General features: G+C 54.2%; 14 protein-coding genes. 6 read left to right on the top strand and 8 right to left on the bottom strand.

What is annotated here, in order from left to right; all coding sequences use genetic code 11:
* Positions 1-308 precede the first annotated feature (308 nt).
* The gene (locus tag HY913_24425; GenBank protein ID MBI4966449.1) at positions 309-953 is read left to right on the top strand and encodes a serine/threonine protein phosphatase; all 645 of its coding nucleotides are present in this window, start codon (positions 309-311) and stop codon (positions 951-953) included.
* Between the two features lie 77 nt (positions 954-1030).
* Here HY913_24425 and HY913_24420 read toward each other — a convergent pair whose 3' ends face one another.
* Both HY913_24420 and HY913_24415 read right to left on the bottom strand, forming a co-directional pair.
* On the bottom strand, positions 1031-1903 hold the full coding sequence (locus HY913_24420; protein ID MBI4966448.1) for an alpha/beta fold hydrolase: 873 nt from the start codon (positions 1901-1903) through the stop codon (positions 1031-1033).
* 328 nt (positions 1904-2231) lie between these two features.
* Positions 2232-3176 (bottom strand): hypothetical protein, encoded by a 945-nt coding sequence (locus HY913_24415; GenBank protein MBI4966447.1) that lies wholly within the window; start codon positions 3174-3176, stop codon positions 2232-2234.
* Between the two features lie 476 nt (positions 3177-3652).
* Between HY913_24415 and HY913_24410 the strand changes: the two genes are divergently transcribed.
* The 4 genes from HY913_24410 (at position 3653) to HY913_24395 (ending at position 8395) form a co-directional block, all read left to right on the top strand.
* Positions 3653-4063 (top strand): hypothetical protein, encoded by a 411-nt coding sequence (locus HY913_24410; protein ID MBI4966446.1) that lies wholly within the window; start codon positions 3653-3655, stop codon positions 4061-4063.
* Between the two features lie 126 nt (positions 4064-4189).
* On the top strand, positions 4190-5275 hold the full coding sequence (serC, locus tag HY913_24405; protein MBI4966445.1) for a 3-phosphoserine/phosphohydroxythreonine transaminase: 1086 nt from the start codon (positions 4190-4192) through the stop codon (positions 5273-5275).
* A gap of 163 nt (positions 5276-5438) precedes the next feature.
* On the top strand, positions 5439-7040 hold the full coding sequence (locus HY913_24400; GenBank protein MBI4966444.1) for a phosphoglycerate dehydrogenase: 1602 nt from the start codon (positions 5439-5441) through the stop codon (positions 7038-7040).
* Positions 7041-7105: 65 nt separating this feature from the next.
* Positions 7106-8395 (top strand): adenylosuccinate synthase, encoded by a 1290-nt coding sequence (locus tag HY913_24395; GenBank protein MBI4966443.1) that lies wholly within the window; start codon positions 7106-7108, stop codon positions 8393-8395.
* A gap of 835 nt (positions 8396-9230) precedes the next feature.
* Here HY913_24395 and thiC read toward each other — a convergent pair.
* The gene (gene thiC / locus HY913_24390) at positions 9231-10481 is read right to left on the bottom strand and encodes a phosphomethylpyrimidine synthase ThiC (GenBank protein ID MBI4966442.1); all 1251 of its coding nucleotides are present in this window, start codon (positions 10479-10481) and stop codon (positions 9231-9233) included.
* A 257-nt stretch (positions 10482-10738) separates the two neighbouring features.
* On the opposite strand from thiC, the gene HY913_24385 reads away from it, so the two are divergent.
* The gene (locus tag HY913_24385; protein MBI4966441.1) at positions 10739-11053 is read left to right on the top strand and encodes an AF1514 family protein; all 315 of its coding nucleotides are present in this window, start codon (positions 10739-10741) and stop codon (positions 11051-11053) included.
* 255 nt (positions 11054-11308) lie between these two features.
* Here the strand turns inward: HY913_24385 and HY913_24380 are convergent, their stop codons facing one another.
* The 5 genes from HY913_24380 to HY913_24360 all read right to left on the bottom strand — a co-directional run bounded on the left by HY913_24380 (position 11309) and on the right by HY913_24360 (position 15853).
* Positions 11309-12142, bottom strand: coding sequence for a succinate dehydrogenase iron-sulfur subunit (locus tag HY913_24380; GenBank protein MBI4966440.1), 834 nt, complete (start codon positions 12140-12142; stop codon positions 11309-11311).
* Positions 12143-12155: 13 nt separating this feature from the next.
* A complete protein-coding gene (locus HY913_24375) occupies positions 12156-12527 on the bottom strand; it encodes a hypothetical protein (GenBank protein MBI4966439.1) in 372 nt (123 codons plus the stop codon).
* Between the two features lie 10 nt (positions 12528-12537).
* Positions 12538-12975: a succinate dehydrogenase, cytochrome b556 subunit gene (gene sdhC, locus HY913_24370; protein ID MBI4966438.1), complete on the bottom strand. Its 438-nt coding sequence runs from the start codon at positions 12973-12975 to the stop codon at positions 12538-12540.
* An 11-nt stretch (positions 12976-12986) separates the two neighbouring features.
* Positions 12987-14729 carry a succinate dehydrogenase/fumarate reductase flavoprotein subunit gene (locus HY913_24365; protein ID MBI4966437.1) on the bottom strand — a complete coding sequence of 581 codons (1743 nt, stop codon included), beginning with the start codon at positions 14727-14729 and terminating at the stop codon, positions 12987-12989.
* 461 nt (positions 14730-15190) lie between these two features.
* The gene (locus tag HY913_24360) at positions 15191-15853 is read right to left on the bottom strand and encodes a nitroreductase family protein (protein ID MBI4966436.1); all 663 of its coding nucleotides are present in this window, start codon (positions 15851-15853) and stop codon (positions 15191-15193) included.
* Between the last annotated feature and the right edge of the window lie 157 nt (positions 15854-16010).

Below are 16010 nucleotides of genomic sequence, written 5' to 3'. Positions count from 1 at the left end.
CTTCCAGGCGCGGTCAGCGAAACGGCCCTGTATGGAGGGGTTTCCGGTGAAGGCTTTTTTTCCTTGTCTAATGCTCGTGGCTCGTTTAAATTTTGTTAAAATATTGATCATCGTGTCGAGAACCTGCATTTCTGCTCTAAATTCAGCGGAATGGTACCACGCGCCGTTTCAGCGAGCGCCTGTCCCAAGCTTCCAGCTTCGATCTGTCCAGATGGTCGTGGCGCAGCAACGGGACGGCATGAAAGCGGGACACCGCCGGATCTCGAACCGTTGACAAGCCGCCAAATCAGGAACTATATTTTACCATGATGACCAGAAAAATATTTGCTGTCGGCGACATTCACGGCTGTTACGACAAACTCGTAGCAATGATGAAGATCCTTCCCTGGGACAAGGACAATGGTGATTTGCTCTTGTTCATTGGAGACTATATCGACCGCGGTCCTAAATCCCGAGAAGTGGTGGACCATCTTGTAAACATCCGCAACAAGGGAGGAGAATTAGTATTCCTCAAGGGCAACCACGAAAAAATGCTTCTGGATTATTACATTCATCAGAAAGACCAGATGCTTTACGTGGCCAACGGCGGTGCGGAAACCATCGCAAGCTATGTGGAGGGAGGAATAGGGAGGAAGGCGTTTGTCCTCCCGGAAGACCACCTGGAGTTTTTCCTCTCGCTGAGCCTCTATTACGAAACTGATGACTACATTTTCGTCCATGCGGGACTCAGGGATGGAATCCCGATCGATACGCAGTCCGAAGAAGACCTTCTCTGGATCAGGGAAGAATTCATCTACTCCGCTTTCGATTGGAACAAGCGCATTATTTTCGGACACACGGCCCTTGAAACGCCTTTCGTGACCCCCGGCAAAATCGGGATAGACACGGGCGCTGTTTACGGCAACAAGCTCACCGCTGTAGAACTCCCCCGGATGAGGTTTTATCAAGTCTGATCGGTAAAGGTTTTCTTTGCCGGCCGGTTCTTCTTCCCCCCATACCTTCGTCCCTCAAATCCCCGCAATCACGAGGGCTACCACCCCAAGATTTGTGAGAACCACTTCTCCAAGATATCAATGCAGCGTTGGTCAAGTCTGAGGCGATGAACTCCCTCGGGAATCACGAAGACTTGTGCAAGGCCCGCGGGGGCCCTCTCGAACAATTCGTACGCCTGTTCCAGCGGTATCAACTCGTCAGCGTCACCGTGAACGATCAAGAGGTGTTTGCCTTTGAAATGAGCTATCCATCGGCAGGGCTCGATCGCTTCGAAGCCGTGTACCCAGTTTTTCACATCAGGAGGAAAAGCCGGGTCTCTAATGATCCCTCTTTTCCTGAAATCCGCTATTATTTTGTCAGGGTCTGCCTCGAAGATCTTAAAATCAGCAGGCGTGCCAACCACAGCAAGCCCAAATATCTGAGGATTGTCCGCAGCCGCGTAAATTGCGGCAGCACCTCCCCCGCTGAATCCTAGAACCACAATTCGAGTGGGATCGATATACGGGGTGTTGAGGACCCTATCTACAACGGTTTCCAGGTCCCGAGCCCACCCCATCATATCGAAATTGCCGCCGGAATCTCCGCACCCTCTGAAATTGAAGATGACCGCTACCAAACCTTTGGACGCGAGTTCCTCCGCCAGGCCGTCATATCCAGGGTCGTCCGGAGGCCTCTGAGCGCCGCTGCCAGGAATACCGTGGCATATGATTACAACAGGGTATTGCCTCGAAGGCTTGGCCACAGGGAAGAAGGTCCGCCCGCGGATCGTTATGCCCTCACAAACGGCCTGAAAAGCATCTTGCCGTCTATCTTTGAGGGCATCAGACACGGCAGTCGCACCCGGCCGGCTCTTGATACGAAGCGCGTCCAGCAGTTTGCCGAAGAATACTCTTATGAGATTCAATTCCATCGAGGCCATCCCGGCCGATACCGGCCACGCGCAATTACATTCGAACAGGAAACCATTGAGGAGGCCCTTTTACACAACGGATTGTACATGAGATCCACAAGCTTTGCTTCGGGATGGTTACCGCTGTTGTGATTACAAGGGGAGAAATTGCGCGTTCCGTGGGAATACGATCCCATGCTCAGCGGGACCGGCAGCCTGCCGGTCTTCTTGATAGAAAGGCTGGAAGCCTGTCCGACCAACGGGATTGTTTCGGCGCCGCCATAGCGGTGACATGGTCCATTACACCAGAAAGGCGCCGTGGCAAATTAGCAGGCAGGGAGTCCGCCCGTCAACCCCTGGGATACACTCGGCCGCAGGCCGCGCAGTAGTAGACCTTTTCCCGTGCTAAATACATGAAAGAACCCACAGCGCAAAGTACGCCGCCGAACATCAGGAACAGGCCCGTAAAATATAGCGTCAACAGCCTGGCAAACGAGTACCCCTCAAAGAAGGTGATAACAATGGCCCCGACCAGTCCCAAAAACAAAGAAACGCCGCAAAGCCCGAGAGACAACAAGCTTCGCTTGCGATCATAGATGTCTCTCAGGGCCGCGGAGGCCTTTCCTTGGCAATTGTCGCACGTAACGGTCTTTTGATCCGGGGTCTTGTTCTCGTATGCGTAGTCGTCTTCCACCGGCATTCCGCACACTATTTCATCCAGAGGGTCCTCGAACTGGGAATTGGTTTTTCGCCAATCGTAGGGGTGCGCAAACTCGTCTTCTTCCCTCACATCGGCCGTCAGAGGATTGCCCGCGGGCGAACGAAGCCTGGCCGGTCGTTCACGATTGCTCGGCGGGGGCGAAACGAACAGATCTCCCTTGCTGTCTGCCTGTTGCTGTTTTTGCCCGGCAAAATAATCTTGATCCTGTTGTTCCGCGACGGGTCTGTCGGCGCTGCTCTGCGAGCTTATCATTTCTTGAAATGAAACCCCGCAGCAAGGGCATATGTCGAACATCGTATCATGGGCCGCGAGGCAGGCAGGGCAGATGAAGCTGGATTTCTCAGCATCACCCGCAGACTTCCGGCCCGGAGCCGGAAAGGCATTTCGCCCGGTCAGCTCGTCTTGGCGGAGAATTTCTCGTTCCACCAGCATGGCATAGAACTTCTCCAACCCTACAGGCGTGAGATGGTATTTGGCGAGAAGGGTTTCGTCTCCCGTCCCTGACCGGAAATCCGCGAGAAAATCCTTCACTTTTATGCTGCGTTTTTCTTGAGTGCTTGGGGCCGCGTTCATGGTAATCACCTCATATAGGCAATGGCAGCTTTTTTATAGAATACAATGCATAAAATGTCAAGCGACATTCATATATTGTATCAATTATCTAGAAATTACTTTATATATTGGACCCCGAGGCACCGGGCTGAAACTGTGATCATTCACTTATGCGGGGGCAATTGCCGTTCTTTGTCAATGCGAGGAGTGAAATCCCGCGTTCCGCGGGAAAGCAATCTCTGCCTTCAAACGCTGAGATTGCTTCTCTACGTTCGCAATGACAATCTTTTCCACCCGTAAGTGAATGGATACCCGAAGCTCTTGATATGCCTTGCCAAGATTAAAAAGATGGGCTAACTTCTTTCGACAACAGATGCTTTTGGCTAGTCTGGGAAACGGCGAAACTAATCCATCGCGGAGCTGACCTTAAACTCAGTGGCCGGATGCGAACCAAGCGAGGAGTCAGTCAAGGGGGCAACCGCCCCTTGAATACTGCAATGAATACAAGAGCTTCGGTGATCATCACTAGCTTCTGTTTGCTTCTGACTTCCGCGTGGTTCGTCGCGCCTACCCGACGAGTCGCAGCGCAAGACCAGGCCAACCAGGTGTGCAAGCCGATGCTCGATAGGGTGGGGCCTATAGAGTTGGGTAAGGCGGGGTTGTTCAGTTGGACCTGCCCTCCTGAAGAAGGCTCCGGGAAGGGCTACTATGTTGTTTTCATAAGGCCGTCGGGCACATACGTTTTGCTGAAGGTTCCGCAGGGAAGGACCTCATTCGAATTCACGCCGGACACGGCAGGCCCGTGGCGCTGGCTTGTCATAAATACGGACCCGGATCGGACCAAACCGGATGTGGAATCTGACCCGGGCCGTTTTGATACCATCCCTTCCAAAGAGCCTTCAGAATGAGAAAGTCCCCGGTTTCTCAATCCTGCCTGTTCGGCGATTTGTGTTGAAATCTGCGCACGGGATAGGGTAGATTATATTGTTTATTTCAGCCACTTCATCATTGTCCCCGCCAGGAGGTAGAAACAAATGGCCGCTCGTATCCACAACTTTGGCCCCGGTCCGGCAGCCTTGCCGCTCCAGGTTCTGGAAGAGGTCAGGGAAGGGTTTCTCAATTTCAAGGACTCGGGAATGTCCATTGCTGAAGTCAGCCATCGCTCGGCCGTATTCGAAGACGTGCTGAACGATGCTGTGGCACGTATCAAGCGATTGCTGAAGCTGCCGGAAAATTTCAAAGTGCTTTTCTTGCAGGGTGGTGCAAGCCTGCAGTTCAGCATGATCCCGATGAATCTGATCCCGGACGGGTCGTCTGCCGACTACATTAATACAGGCACGTGGGCTACAAAGGCCATCGCCGAAGTACAGATACTCAACAAGCCCCATAAGGTTATCGCGTCCAGCAAGGACAGGGACTTTCGGTACATTCCGAAGGACTTCTCAGTGTCTCCGGGTGCGGCCTATTTGCACTTTACGTCAAACAACACCATAAAAGGAACACAGTGGCAGAAATTCCCCGACGCGGGACAAGTCCCTCTAGTGTCGGACATGTCATCGGACATGCTATCAAAGCCTTTTGATCCGCGCCCGTTCGGTCTGATTTATGCCGGTGCGCAGAAGAACCTGGGCCCCGCGGGTGTCACCCTTGTGATTATCAGGGATGACATGCTGGAGAGGTCGCCCAAAGACATCCCTACCATGCTGCGCTACACGACATTTGCGGAAAAGAATTCTCTGTACAATACCCCACCCTGCGTGGCCATTTACATGGTTCAGGTGGTGCTAAAGTGGCTGGAAGAGACAGTCGGCGGGCTTGAGGCTATGGCCAAGATCAACAAACAAAAGGCGGACCTGATCTACGGGGCAATCGACAAGAGCGGTTTTTATAAAGGGACTGCCGACTCTGACAGCCGATCCATGATGAACGTCACGTTCCGTCTGGCCGATGAGGACCTGGAAAAGAAATTCGTGGCCGAAGCACTGGCAAACGGAATGGGTGGCCTGAAAGGTCATCGCTCTGTCGGCGGATGCCGAGCTTCCATATATAATGCGATAGGACTTGACGTGGTTCAGGCACTTGTAGATTTCATGAGAGTTTTCGAACAAAAGAACGGGTGAGACTTGCCCGTCAGGGGGCCTGTTCGAGGCGGATGTTTTGCTACGTGCGGAAACGTTTGCCGCGTGGGGATGCGAATGCGTCTTTCACGGACTTGCCCCACGGCCGAGGTCCGGTTTTTCATGGATCCTCCTTGATCCTCCTGACCTGGAGAGGATTAGATTGATGTACCGTATTCTTGTTTCAGACAACGTTCATCAGCAGGGGATTGACCGATTCGCGGGGCGAGAGGGCTTTGCCGTAGACGTGAAAATGGGTCTTAGCCAGGATGAGTTGAAAGCGATCCTGGGAGATTACCACGCCCTGGTTATACGCAGCGCTACCAAGGTGACCAAAGAAGTGCTCGAAGCCGCCACGCAATTGAAGGTAGTGGGAAGGGCCGGCACCGGATTGGACAACGTGGACGTGGTAGAGGCTACGCGGCGAGGTATAGTGGTGATGAACACTCCGGGCGGAAACTCTATGGCTACCGCGGAACATTCCATAGCCATGATCATGGCCGCGCACCGGCACATACCTCAAGCCGTGGCCTCCATGAAAGAAGGGAAGTGGGAGAAAAAGAAGTTCCAGGGCCGAGAGATGACCGGACGGACCCTCGGGATAATAGGCCTGGGCAAAGTTGGAGGCCTGGTGGCAAGATTAGCCTCACGCGGATTGAAGATGAATGTGCTGGGGTACGATCCTGTTACAAGCGAAGAAGCGGCCGCCAATATGGGTGTGACTCTTGCCGACCTGGAGGAGATCTTTCGGCGTTCCGATGTCATAACCGTGCACACGCCTCTGAATGACGACACACGGGACATGGTTGATGCGGATGCTTTCTCGAGCATGAAGAATGGGGTCATCGTAGTCAATTGTGCTCGCGGAGGCATCATCAACGAAGATGCCTTGTTGGCGGCATTGGAATCGGGAAAGGTTGCAGCGGCCGCGCTTGATGTGCTGGCGGCCGGCTCGCCTGAAAAGCACCCTCTTGTTATGCACCCCAATGTCGTTACCACGCCTCACCTGGGGGCATCCACCAGCGAAGCTCAGATCAACGTGGCCGTGGCAATCGCAGAACAAATCATTGATTTCCTCGAGAAGGGCGTGGCCAGAAATGCCGTGAATTTGCCAACGATGGACGCGAAGTTGAGCCTCAAGGTAGGCCCTTACCTGGATCTCGCGCGCAGGCTGGCCCAGTTTTTAGCCGGTTTGACCCCGCAAGGCATTGTGGACCTGGAAATGATTTACAGTGGGGAAGTTGCAGGGTGGGATTTCGAGCCCATAACAAACGCGGCCCTGGTTGGGTTGCTCTCCGGATTTGAGGGCCAGGAGGTCAACCAGGTTAACGCGCCCATGATCGCTCGGGACCGAGGTATTCGGGTTTCACAGACCACCTTGACGGAAAGCGCAAATCACGGTTCCGCCCTGGAGATCAGAGTCAAAGCCAAGGATGGAAGCCTACGAAGTGTGCAGGGCGCGCTGATCAGTAGAATAGGCCACGAACCCCGAATAATCGGCATTGACAGATTCGTTACAGAGGCGGTGCCTGCGGGACCAATGCTCATTGTGACCAACAAGGACATACCGGGGATGATCGCCGGAATGTCGGGCGTTTTGGCCGCGGCCGGAATCAACATAGCCCAGATGAACCTTTCACGCGATCGTGTGGGGGGGAGCGCCATGTCGATCATAAACATCGACACGCCGGCCGAAGAGGGCACACTGGATGCTATTCGAAAAATTGACGGGATTCTGACCGTGAAGCAAGTGATCTTGGATCAATAGCTCGCGGTCGGCGCCCAGGCCGATCTTATTCGGCCTTCAAGAATGATATAGAAAGGCGTGAAATTTTGGGAACTCTTGTCATAGTTGGAACTCAATGGGGTGACGAAGGCAAAGGGAAGATCGTTGACCTGTTGACCAGTCGAGCAGACGTGGTGGTTCGATTTCAAGGCGGCAGCAATGCCGGACATACTTTGAAAGTAGGCGGAGAGCAGGTTATCGTTCATCTTATCCCATCCGGAATACTCTATCCTGATACGCTCAATGTTATCGGAAACGGCCTCGTGGTTGATCCTGCGGTCCTTCTTCGCGAGAAAGATGAACTGCGTAAAAGAGGGCATTTCAAAAAGGATAGCCAACTGATCATATCCGAACGCGCGCACGTGATCATGCCCTACCACAGGGTTATCGACCAAGGTCGCGAAGAGATCCTGGGCAGTGCAAAAATCGGAACTACAGGCAGAGGGATAGGCCCGGCGTACGAAGACAAGGCATCGCGCATGGGCATCCGAATGGGAGATCTACTGAGACCGGAGAAACTCCGGCAGCGAGTGACCGCGGCGCTTGAAGAAAAGAATTTCCTCATCGAACACAGGTTCAAACGCGCGAAGCTCGATCCGGATGAGGTTGTCAAGGAATACCTCGATTACGGGAAACAGCTTAAGCCGCACATCACCGATGCCGCGCAGGTGCTCCAGCAACGGGTAGCGGAAGGCCATCACGTTCTGTTCGAGGGTGCGCAGGGCACACTCCTGGACATCGATCACGGGACATATCCCTTTGTGACATCTTCAAATGTTGTGGCAGGAAATGTCTGCTGTGGATCGGGCGTCAGCCCCAATCGCTTGGAGAGCGTCTGGGGTGTAGTGAAGGCTTATTCCACTCGTGTGGGCCAAGGCGGGTTTCCGACCGAGCTGAACAACAAACTCGGAGAAGAGATACGGGAGACCGGTGCGGAATACGGAGCCACAACAGGACGGCCGCGTCGATGCGGCTGGCTGGACCTGGTCGTGGTAAACCACAGCATCCGCTTAAACGGTTTGAACGGCATAGCTCTGACAAAAATGGACGTGCTGACAGGCATCTCACCCCTGCGTATCTGTACCGGTTATAAGTTGGACGGAAAGGTTATAGACAGGGTCCCTGCCGAAATAAGTGACCTGGAACGCCTGGAACCTAAGTACAGGGAATTAAAAGGGTGGGACGAGCCGCTTCACGAATGCAGGTCCTTCGATGACCTGCCCAAGGGAGCACGGGACTACGTCGAAACCATAGAACACCTGACCGCCGTGCCTGTAACCTTGGTTTCCGTAGGCCCCGGCAGAGAGCAAAGCATCCTGCGAAAATCGCCGTTTTAGAAACTGCAAGAGTATCCGGGGAGGGCGTTTCTGCAAAAACGCCCTCCCCGGACCCCTCCCCAAAAACTCCTGTAATTTTCTAGCGTTGTCGCCTACTGAGGCAATGGTGCTTTACGAGCAGCCCCGGTGCCCGATTCCTGCTCCGAGCCGAAGAGACCACATATTGTAGGGCGGGCCGTTCCCGCCACGGGAATTCTAGGATGGCGGGCACGGCTCGCCCTACAAACTACGTTTGATGTGGGAACCCGTGATATTTTCCCGACGCCGGGGGATTTTGAAACTCCTGGGGTGCTGTTTCGGCAACGTCTGTGCAGCAGTTTTTGACTCATACCACTGTGCCGTCAAACAATGAATATTCAGGTGAATCAGACACGGACCTGCCAAAGCCCAGGTCCGTGGCACCCCTGGGCCGATATTGATTGGCTGTTGGGTGCCACTGACCTGGGAACCAGGTCAGTGCTGTTTTTGATCCAAGGTGGTCTGCGCCGTTTGAAAGCGAACTGGTATCAATCCGCAGGGAGGGCATGCCGGCCAGGCGAGTTCTATGACGGCGAGCACAGCTCGCCTCACACCCATCTCCCCGTTGTGCCGCCCTCACCCCAACCCTCTCCCAGAGGGAGAGGGGGCTGTTAGGGACCGCTTTGGAGTCCCTTCTCCCTCCGGGAGAAGGACAGGATGAGGGGAATTCGTCCTACAATTCGGCACGATCTGTAACCTTGTTGACAGCCTCTATGCTGTGCCCGTGCCACAGTCCGAGTAGATTGCTGGTTCCATTCTTACTGAGAACTGTTCGCTGCAAAGAGTTCTGTGACCCGTCTTGCATCCACGCGTGAATTCACCCGATGGAGTCCGCCTTATACGCGCACAGATCCCCGCACATGGTGCATGTTTCGTGGTCTTCCTTGCATGTGCGTCCACGGATTTCCCGTGCAAGGTCAGGATCGAGGGCTAATCTGATTTGTTCGTCCCACTCGCGGTTCTTCCGGGCCCGGCTCATTTTCTCGTCCCATTCCCACGCATCGCGCCTCCCGCGAACAATGTCCGCGGCGTGTCCGGCGACGCGAGCGGCAAGCACGCCCATTCGCACGTCGTTCACGTCCGGTAAGCCCAGATGCTCCGAAGGAGTCACATAGCATAGGAAATCAGCCCCGTGCATAGCTGCCACGGCCCCTCCGATTGCAGAGGTTATATGATCCAGTCCCGGCGCAATGTCGGTGACCAGAGGCCCGAGCACGTAGAAGGGCGCATTGTCGCACAACTTCTTCTGCATCATCATTTGAGCGGGTATCTGATCCAGAGGCACATGTCCCGGCCCCTCGATTATGGCTTGCACGCCTCTTTCACGGGCACGGCGGTTCAATTGCCCCAGCGTCACCAGCTCTTCCACCTGGGCCTGATCCATCGAGTCTGCAATAGCTCCGGGTCTGAGGCCGTCACCGAGGCTGATGACCATTCCGTACTGCTCGCAGATATCCAGCACCTCATCGTATCGCTCGAACAAGGGATTTTCTTTTTTGTTGGCCCGCATCCACTTGGCCAGAAAGCTTCCACCTCGGCTCACTATACCGCAAACTCTGGGCTTGTTTTCCAGATGCGCTAGAGCCGAAAGCGTGACGCCGCAGTGGACGGTGACAAAGCTTATGCCGTCTTCCCCGTGCAGGCGGATCGCGTCGAGCATTTCTTCGGGTTCCATTCGCTCCACACCGCCGCGTTTGCGAACCGATTCGACAAGAGCCTCATAGATCGGGACCGATCCCACGGGGACCGGTGAACTCCGGACTATCTTTCGTCGCACAGACCGCAGGTCGCCGCCTGTGGACAGATCCATTACCGCATCGGTGCCGGCTTTAACTGCCGTTTCCAGCTTACGCAATTCCAGGTCCTCGTCATGAACGTCGCCCGACGTGCCAATGTTGGTATTGACTTTCACACGAAGGTTTTCCCCGACCGCGAGGGGCTTGCCCGTAGGCGGAGCCTTGCAGACTGCTATCCGACCTTTGACGAAGCTTTGCTCGAAAGTTCGTTCATCCACGCCCTCTTCAAGGGCGATTTGTTTCAAGACGTGGTCCAAGACAATCTTCTCCATAAGTTGAATTTGCCGTTAGTATAGAAGCATGCAGCGGCATTGTCCATCCTAGAACCGGCAATAGACCATTTCTTAGCCGGTACCGGGTCGCATTCAAAGTTTGGCATAAATCGTCCGCCCTGCCCTGTCACATCAGCGCGGGCATGATTAATTACTAGAATAGGAGGCAAGAGCCTCTCGAAACCGCCGACCATTTCCAAGCGCGGCTGTACATGCCATTTGAGCTTGTCCAAGCTGTTATTGACAAGGAGAAAACCATGTTCGACTGCAAATTCATTACCAGAGAGATGTTGGCTGATCCCATTGAAGTACGGACCAAAGATAAGGGCGAGTTGACTTTTTATGACGCAAAAGCAATTGCAGATAGAAGGGCCAAGGAGCTGACCACAGATCCCGTGCTCCTGTCCTGGTTCGACAAGAAATCCGGCCGGTATGCGCCGGACGTAACCTGTTGCGGCACGGAAAAGCCGACCTGGCTGGTGTACGCGGAGTCACGGGGCGGCAGATACTCTGTGGACATTAACGACGAGGACTACGTTTTCGTCTACCGGGAAGGACTGTCAGGGTCCTAGAAGCTGATGAACGGCCTGTCAGGATCTCCTGATACTTCTAGATGATCCGGCACTGGGACGCGGCCTGGAGGCTGTCTCAAAACCATTGAGTACAGGGGGCCCGTGTACGGCGCGCACCTGCGTGTGCGCCCAAATAGAGGGCAGACACGCAGGTCTGCCCCTACAGGGTCACCTAGGCTTGTCGTGGAACAGGGAATTCATTTCACCGGTTAGTAAGCGCATGGGTATAAGGCTACCTTCTCGTCAAATTCCGCCTCACTGGTCCACGGTGAATGGAGGGGCCTCGATCTTCGGCTTATAATCCGACTGAGAAGGGCCTTCGTGAACATGCGCGCACTTCTTCTTGCGCAGGCCGAAGTATCGGAGCACCAGATCCTTTTTCATAAGCTGAATCGCCCGCGCAGGATCAACTCCCTTGGGACAAACGTTGGAGCATTCCGCAGCATAGTGGCAGTTAAAAATAGCGTGGCACGACGACACTATTTCCCTGCGCGCGTCCGCGGCATCGTCGCGGGAATCCGTGTTGTACCTGTAGGCCTGCGTTAACGGCATCGGCCCCAGATACTCCTTGTCGGTGGCCATTGTCGGACACGCGGCCATGCAGGAACCGCATTTTATGCAGTAGGTGAATTGCAGGAATTCTTCCAACTGGTGAGGCGTCTGGAAATATTCCCTTGTCGGATTTTCCATTTCTTCCACATCGCTTCTCTGGATGTAAGGCTGAACGCCGGTGAGGACCCCAAACATGGGGACCAGATCAGCTACCAGGTCTCTGATAATGGAGAAATTGGGCAGGGGCGCCAGCGTCAGTGCGGATTCCGTCACATCGAGAACCTGCGTGTTGCAGGCCAATCCCGGTTTGCCGTTTATGAGCATTCCGCACGAGCCACAAACGCCCATGCGGCAGGAAAACCGGAAACCGACCGTGGGATCTTGGGTCTGTTTGATCAGGTTCAACGCATCGAGGACAGTCAACCCCTTCTCGATTTGAATCGTATATTGTTGCTGCCTGGGTGCGGCGTCCTTATCAGGGTCAAAGCGGCGTACATAAACGGTAATATTGTATTTCTTCTGAGTCTTTGTTTCCATGTTGCCGTCCTTCCTATAGTACTCTTCCAACCGACTTTGCCGCGAGGTCCGCATATGCGCCGACGCCGAACAGAATCAGTCCGACTATCCACAAAACAACAGTAAAGACTTCCTGAAATGCTTTTGTGGGGCCGAGTTCAAACACGATGGTTCGCAGGCCGTATAGCCCGTGGTACAAAGCCGCGGCAAGCAGAATAATATAGGTAAAGGCAATGAACTGATGCTGACTGCGGAAAGCCACGTTTTGCCAATCCGTCGCGGCGCCGCTGGCCGGGTTGTAGACCCCAAGGGCCGGCAAATGCATTACCACCATGTGTAATCCTGCAAGCACGAGGATAACAATCGCAGCAATTATGAACCAGGTCCAATATGCTGTTTCCTTCATGGGTACCTCCCTAATGACTCATAAAGAAAGCGTTGAATCCTCCGAACGCGATGAGAATGCCGGCAAGCACCATCGCCACAACCATTAAAGGTCGCTGGTTGTTAATGGAGGACTTGTAAGGAAATATGGGCTCCTCGGCTCTTCCCACAGCCAGACCCAGTTCAATAAGAATTAGCCGGATGCCGTTCAAGGCATGGAACGCGAAGGCCACAAAGACAAGGAACTCGCCAACCTTGAGAACCGGATTCTTCAGGATCTGCATGGCCGCATTCCAATTTTCCGGGCCGTACATCCTTGCAGAGCTGGCAAATATGTGCAGCAGAAAGAACCCTAGAATCGCCAGCCCTGTAAGACGATGCAAAATGTACAGATAGCGCTCCACACCCCAGCGGCCACCGCCAAGCCATCCGGTTATTCCCAAACGGTTTTCGTAATGTTTGTTTTTCATCTTTCCGCCCCCTAATACTTGCGCTCAACCGGCTTCCACTTGGTAATGGTTACCGGCTTGTAGGAAAGTTTCGGTCCTTCCGGGCTGTAACTGACCAGCGTATGTTTGAGCCATTTTTCATCATCGCGGTCCGGGAAATCATATCGGGCATGTCCGCCACGGGACTCTTCCCTAACAAGGGCCGCAATGACCAGCATTTCCGCTAGATCGATGAGATTCTCGACTTCCATCGCGTTTGTCAGGTTGGTGTTATAGGCAGAACTTTTGTCGGTAATGTGGACCTTGCCGAAGCGCTGTTTCAGGTCCTTGACCTTCTCCAAACCTGCACTTAGTTGCTCGCCGGTGCGGAACACCCCGGCATGCTGGTCCATCAGCTCCCGCAATTCCTTCTTGATGTCATACAGGTTTTCCCCGCCCTGGTTCTCGAGGAGGTCTTCGTAAATACGCTTCTTTTCCGCCTTCACCTGTTCCTGCGGGACATCCAGCAGGCTCGGGTTTGTCTTCATGTACTTGGCGATTTCTCCTCCGGTGATACCGCCCCACACAATGCATTCGGTCGTGGAGTTCGATCCCAGACGGTTGGCGCCGTGCAGGGAGTGGCAAGCCGCCTCTCCCGCCGCCCAGACCCCTTTCATGGAGGTTGCCCCGTTAATGTCCGCTTCAATGCCCCCCATCGCATAATGGGCCACCGGACGAATCGGTATCGGCTCAAGTATGGGGTCGAGTCCGATGAATTTCATGCACACTTCCCGAATCAATGGCAGGGCCTTGTTTATGCATTCCGCCCCCAGATGAGTCAGGTCCAAATGAATGTAATCAAGGCCTGGAGGACCTGGGAACCCTCTTCCTTCCTTGATTTCCGTCATCTCCGACCGGGACACGATGTCGCGCGGTGCAAGCTCCATCATCTTGGGAGCGTATTTCTCCATGAGTCTGTCGCCGTTGGAGTTTATAAGGTACCCGCCTTCCGCTCTACATGCCTCGGTCATTAGAATGCCCGAAGGAATAAGACCTGTCGGGTGAAACTGCAGAAATTCAGGGTCTTCAATGTTAATGCCGGCACGGTAGGCCATTGCCTGCCCATCGCCACTGACCGTTTGAGAGTAGGTTGTGAATCCGTAAAGGGTGCCAAGGCCGCCCGAGGCAATAAGCATAGCCTTGCCTCTCAAGACCATGAACTTTCCTGTGGCCATATCTATTCCGGTTAGGCCGGCAAACTCACCATTCTTGTGAAGAATCGAAGTGGCGAAGAATTCATCGTAACGTTGAAAATTCTTGTATTTCATCAAAGTGTCGTGCAGGGTCTGCACTTCGAAGAAGCCGGTTTTATCCTGCGCCATCGTGGCCCTCGGGAAGCTGTGGCCTCCAAACGCGCGCTGCATGATTCTCCCATCCGGGCGACGCGACCACGGTATTCCCCAGTGCTCTAAAAGCAGCATCTCTTTGGGCGCAAGCTCAACAAGTCTATAGACTACATCCTGGTCGGCAAGGAAGTCGGATCCTTTGACCGTGTCCCAGGCATGAAGGTCCAGATTGTCCCCGGCTTCAGGCTGGAGGACCGCGGCGGTCCCTCCTTCAGCGCACACTGAATGGGGGCGCTGAATCTGAACCTTGGACACCAGGGCCATGTTGACGGAGTCCCGGGAGGTCCGTGCGATTTCCACCGCGGCTCGGAGCCCGGCCAATCCCGTCCCGAAAATCAATACGTCATGCGTAACTACTTCTACCTCACTACTCTTCACGATGTTCCCCATAGCTACCACCTGTCATTTCTGTTGTGAAAGGGAATTGCTCGGCGTACACCCCATGCTCCCCGATCTGACCCCTCACGGTTCTCGCAACAGCGCAAGGGTCCTCAAAACGGAGCTTATTCGCCCCGGATTCGGGTCCGAGAATGGAGTATAACGGCAACCCTCCCCCATGTTTCGAAAAACCTGCACACGGTCCGAGCAGCGAAAACATTTCGGCCCCGCGGACAGATTTAGCCGTCACCTGCTGTGATGAGTTGCGGAGACCTCTATCGTCTCCGGGAAACTCTCGAAACTGGTCTCGGGTTTTTGGATTATCGATGGGGACGGACGGTATCATAGTGAAAATTCACTCCCCAGTCAAGACTGCACCTTTTTAGCCCCACCCATAGCCGTTGCCAAAGGAAATGTCAGAGGACACTTTCAATTTAGTGTGTTGGCAACACGCCCAGGCAGACAGGCAAGCTTCACGCAAATCTCAGGATTTCTTCCAGCGGCGCCCGGCTGCTCCTGAACAAGGCCGCAGGGGCATCAGGATCGGGAAAGCCTATTGCAATGCCTATGACGACCTTCTTGTCTTCGGGGATTTCGAGCACACTTTTGACTATATCGGGGAACTGCATTGCAGCCGCCAGATATATTGTTCCCAGACCTTCCTGCACCGCTGCGTAACATATCGTTGTGCCGATCGAACCTAAATCGAGACAGGCATACGGAACGCTCAGACGAGCATCGACAACTAGGTAGATGACGGCCGGAGCGCCGAAGAGCTTAAACATATTGAGATAGTGTTGCGCGCGGCCTGCCGAGTCGTCTCTGGCAATTCCGAGGAAGCCCAGCAGATCTCTGCCCAGCCCTGAGTAGCGTTTCTTGTTCACTTCAGGAAATTCCACCGGCATGGGGATGTCCGAACGAGCTGCGCCGCCCTTCATCACCTCTTCCGAAAACGCCTGGGCCAGACGCTTTGCCTTTTCGCCATCCGCCACAACGATTTCCCACGGTTGAGTGTTTCCCCACGATGGCGCCCATTGCGCCAGCTTAACGATCTTTGTGATCTTGTCTCGTGGAACCGGGTCCGGCAGGAAAGCGCGAATGCTTCTCCTACCCAGGACAACGGCATCGAATTCCATATCATATCCCTCCCGAAGCTTTAGTCTACAAACAAACGCTAAGAATAACACGATTGGTCGCGCGGAGAAATATAAACTGCAATTGGCCGGTATTTCATAATAGCGAACCCCAGGAGACACGACCAAAGGCGACCGCGCCTTCGCCGAAATCTCATTA

Origin of the sequence: Desulfomonile tiedjei (assembly GCA_016212925.1) — a bacterium.
Lineage (GTDB): Bacteria > Desulfobacterota > Desulfomonilia > Desulfomonilales > Desulfomonilaceae > JACRDF01.
This window is presented reverse-complemented; position numbering and strand designations above follow the sequence as displayed.

Coding starts and splice junctions, on each gene's coding strand:
- HY913_24415 (MBI4966447.1), bottom strand. CDS start 3,176: ATGAACGCGGCCCCAAGCACTCAAGAAAAACGCAGCATAAAAGTGAAG.
- HY913_24425 (MBI4966449.1), top strand. CDS start 309: ATGACCAGAAAAATATTTGCTGTCGGCGACATTCACGGCTGTTACGAC.
- thiC (MBI4966442.1), bottom strand. CDS start 10,481: ATGGAGAAGATTGTCTTGGACCACGTCTTGAAACAAATCGCCCTTGAA.
- HY913_24400 (MBI4966444.1), top strand. CDS start 5,439: ATGTACCGTATTCTTGTTTCAGACAACGTTCATCAGCAGGGGATTGAC.
- HY913_24380 (MBI4966440.1), bottom strand. CDS start 12,142: ATGGAAACAAAGACTCAGAAGAAATACAATATTACCGTTTATGTACGC.
- HY913_24420 (MBI4966448.1), bottom strand. CDS start 1,903: ATGGAATTGAATCTCATAAGAGTATTCTTCGGCAAACTGCTGGACGCG.
- HY913_24365 (MBI4966437.1), bottom strand. CDS start 14,729: ATGGGGAACATCGTGAAGAGTAGTGAGGTAGAAGTAGTTACGCATGAC.
- sdhC (MBI4966438.1), bottom strand. CDS start 12,975: ATGAAAAACAAACATTACGAAAACCGTTTGGGAATAACCGGATGGCTT.
- HY913_24360 (MBI4966436.1), bottom strand. CDS start 15,853: ATGGAATTCGATGCCGTTGTCCTGGGTAGGAGAAGCATTCGCGCTTTC.
- serC (MBI4966445.1), top strand. CDS start 4,190: ATGGCCGCTCGTATCCACAACTTTGGCCCCGGTCCGGCAGCCTTGCCG.
- HY913_24410 (MBI4966446.1), top strand. CDS start 3,653: ATGAATACAAGAGCTTCGGTGATCATCACTAGCTTCTGTTTGCTTCTG.
- HY913_24375 (MBI4966439.1), bottom strand. CDS start 12,527: ATGAAGGAAACAGCATATTGGACCTGGTTCATAATTGCTGCGATTGTT.
- HY913_24385 (MBI4966441.1), top strand. CDS start 10,739: ATGTTCGACTGCAAATTCATTACCAGAGAGATGTTGGCTGATCCCATT.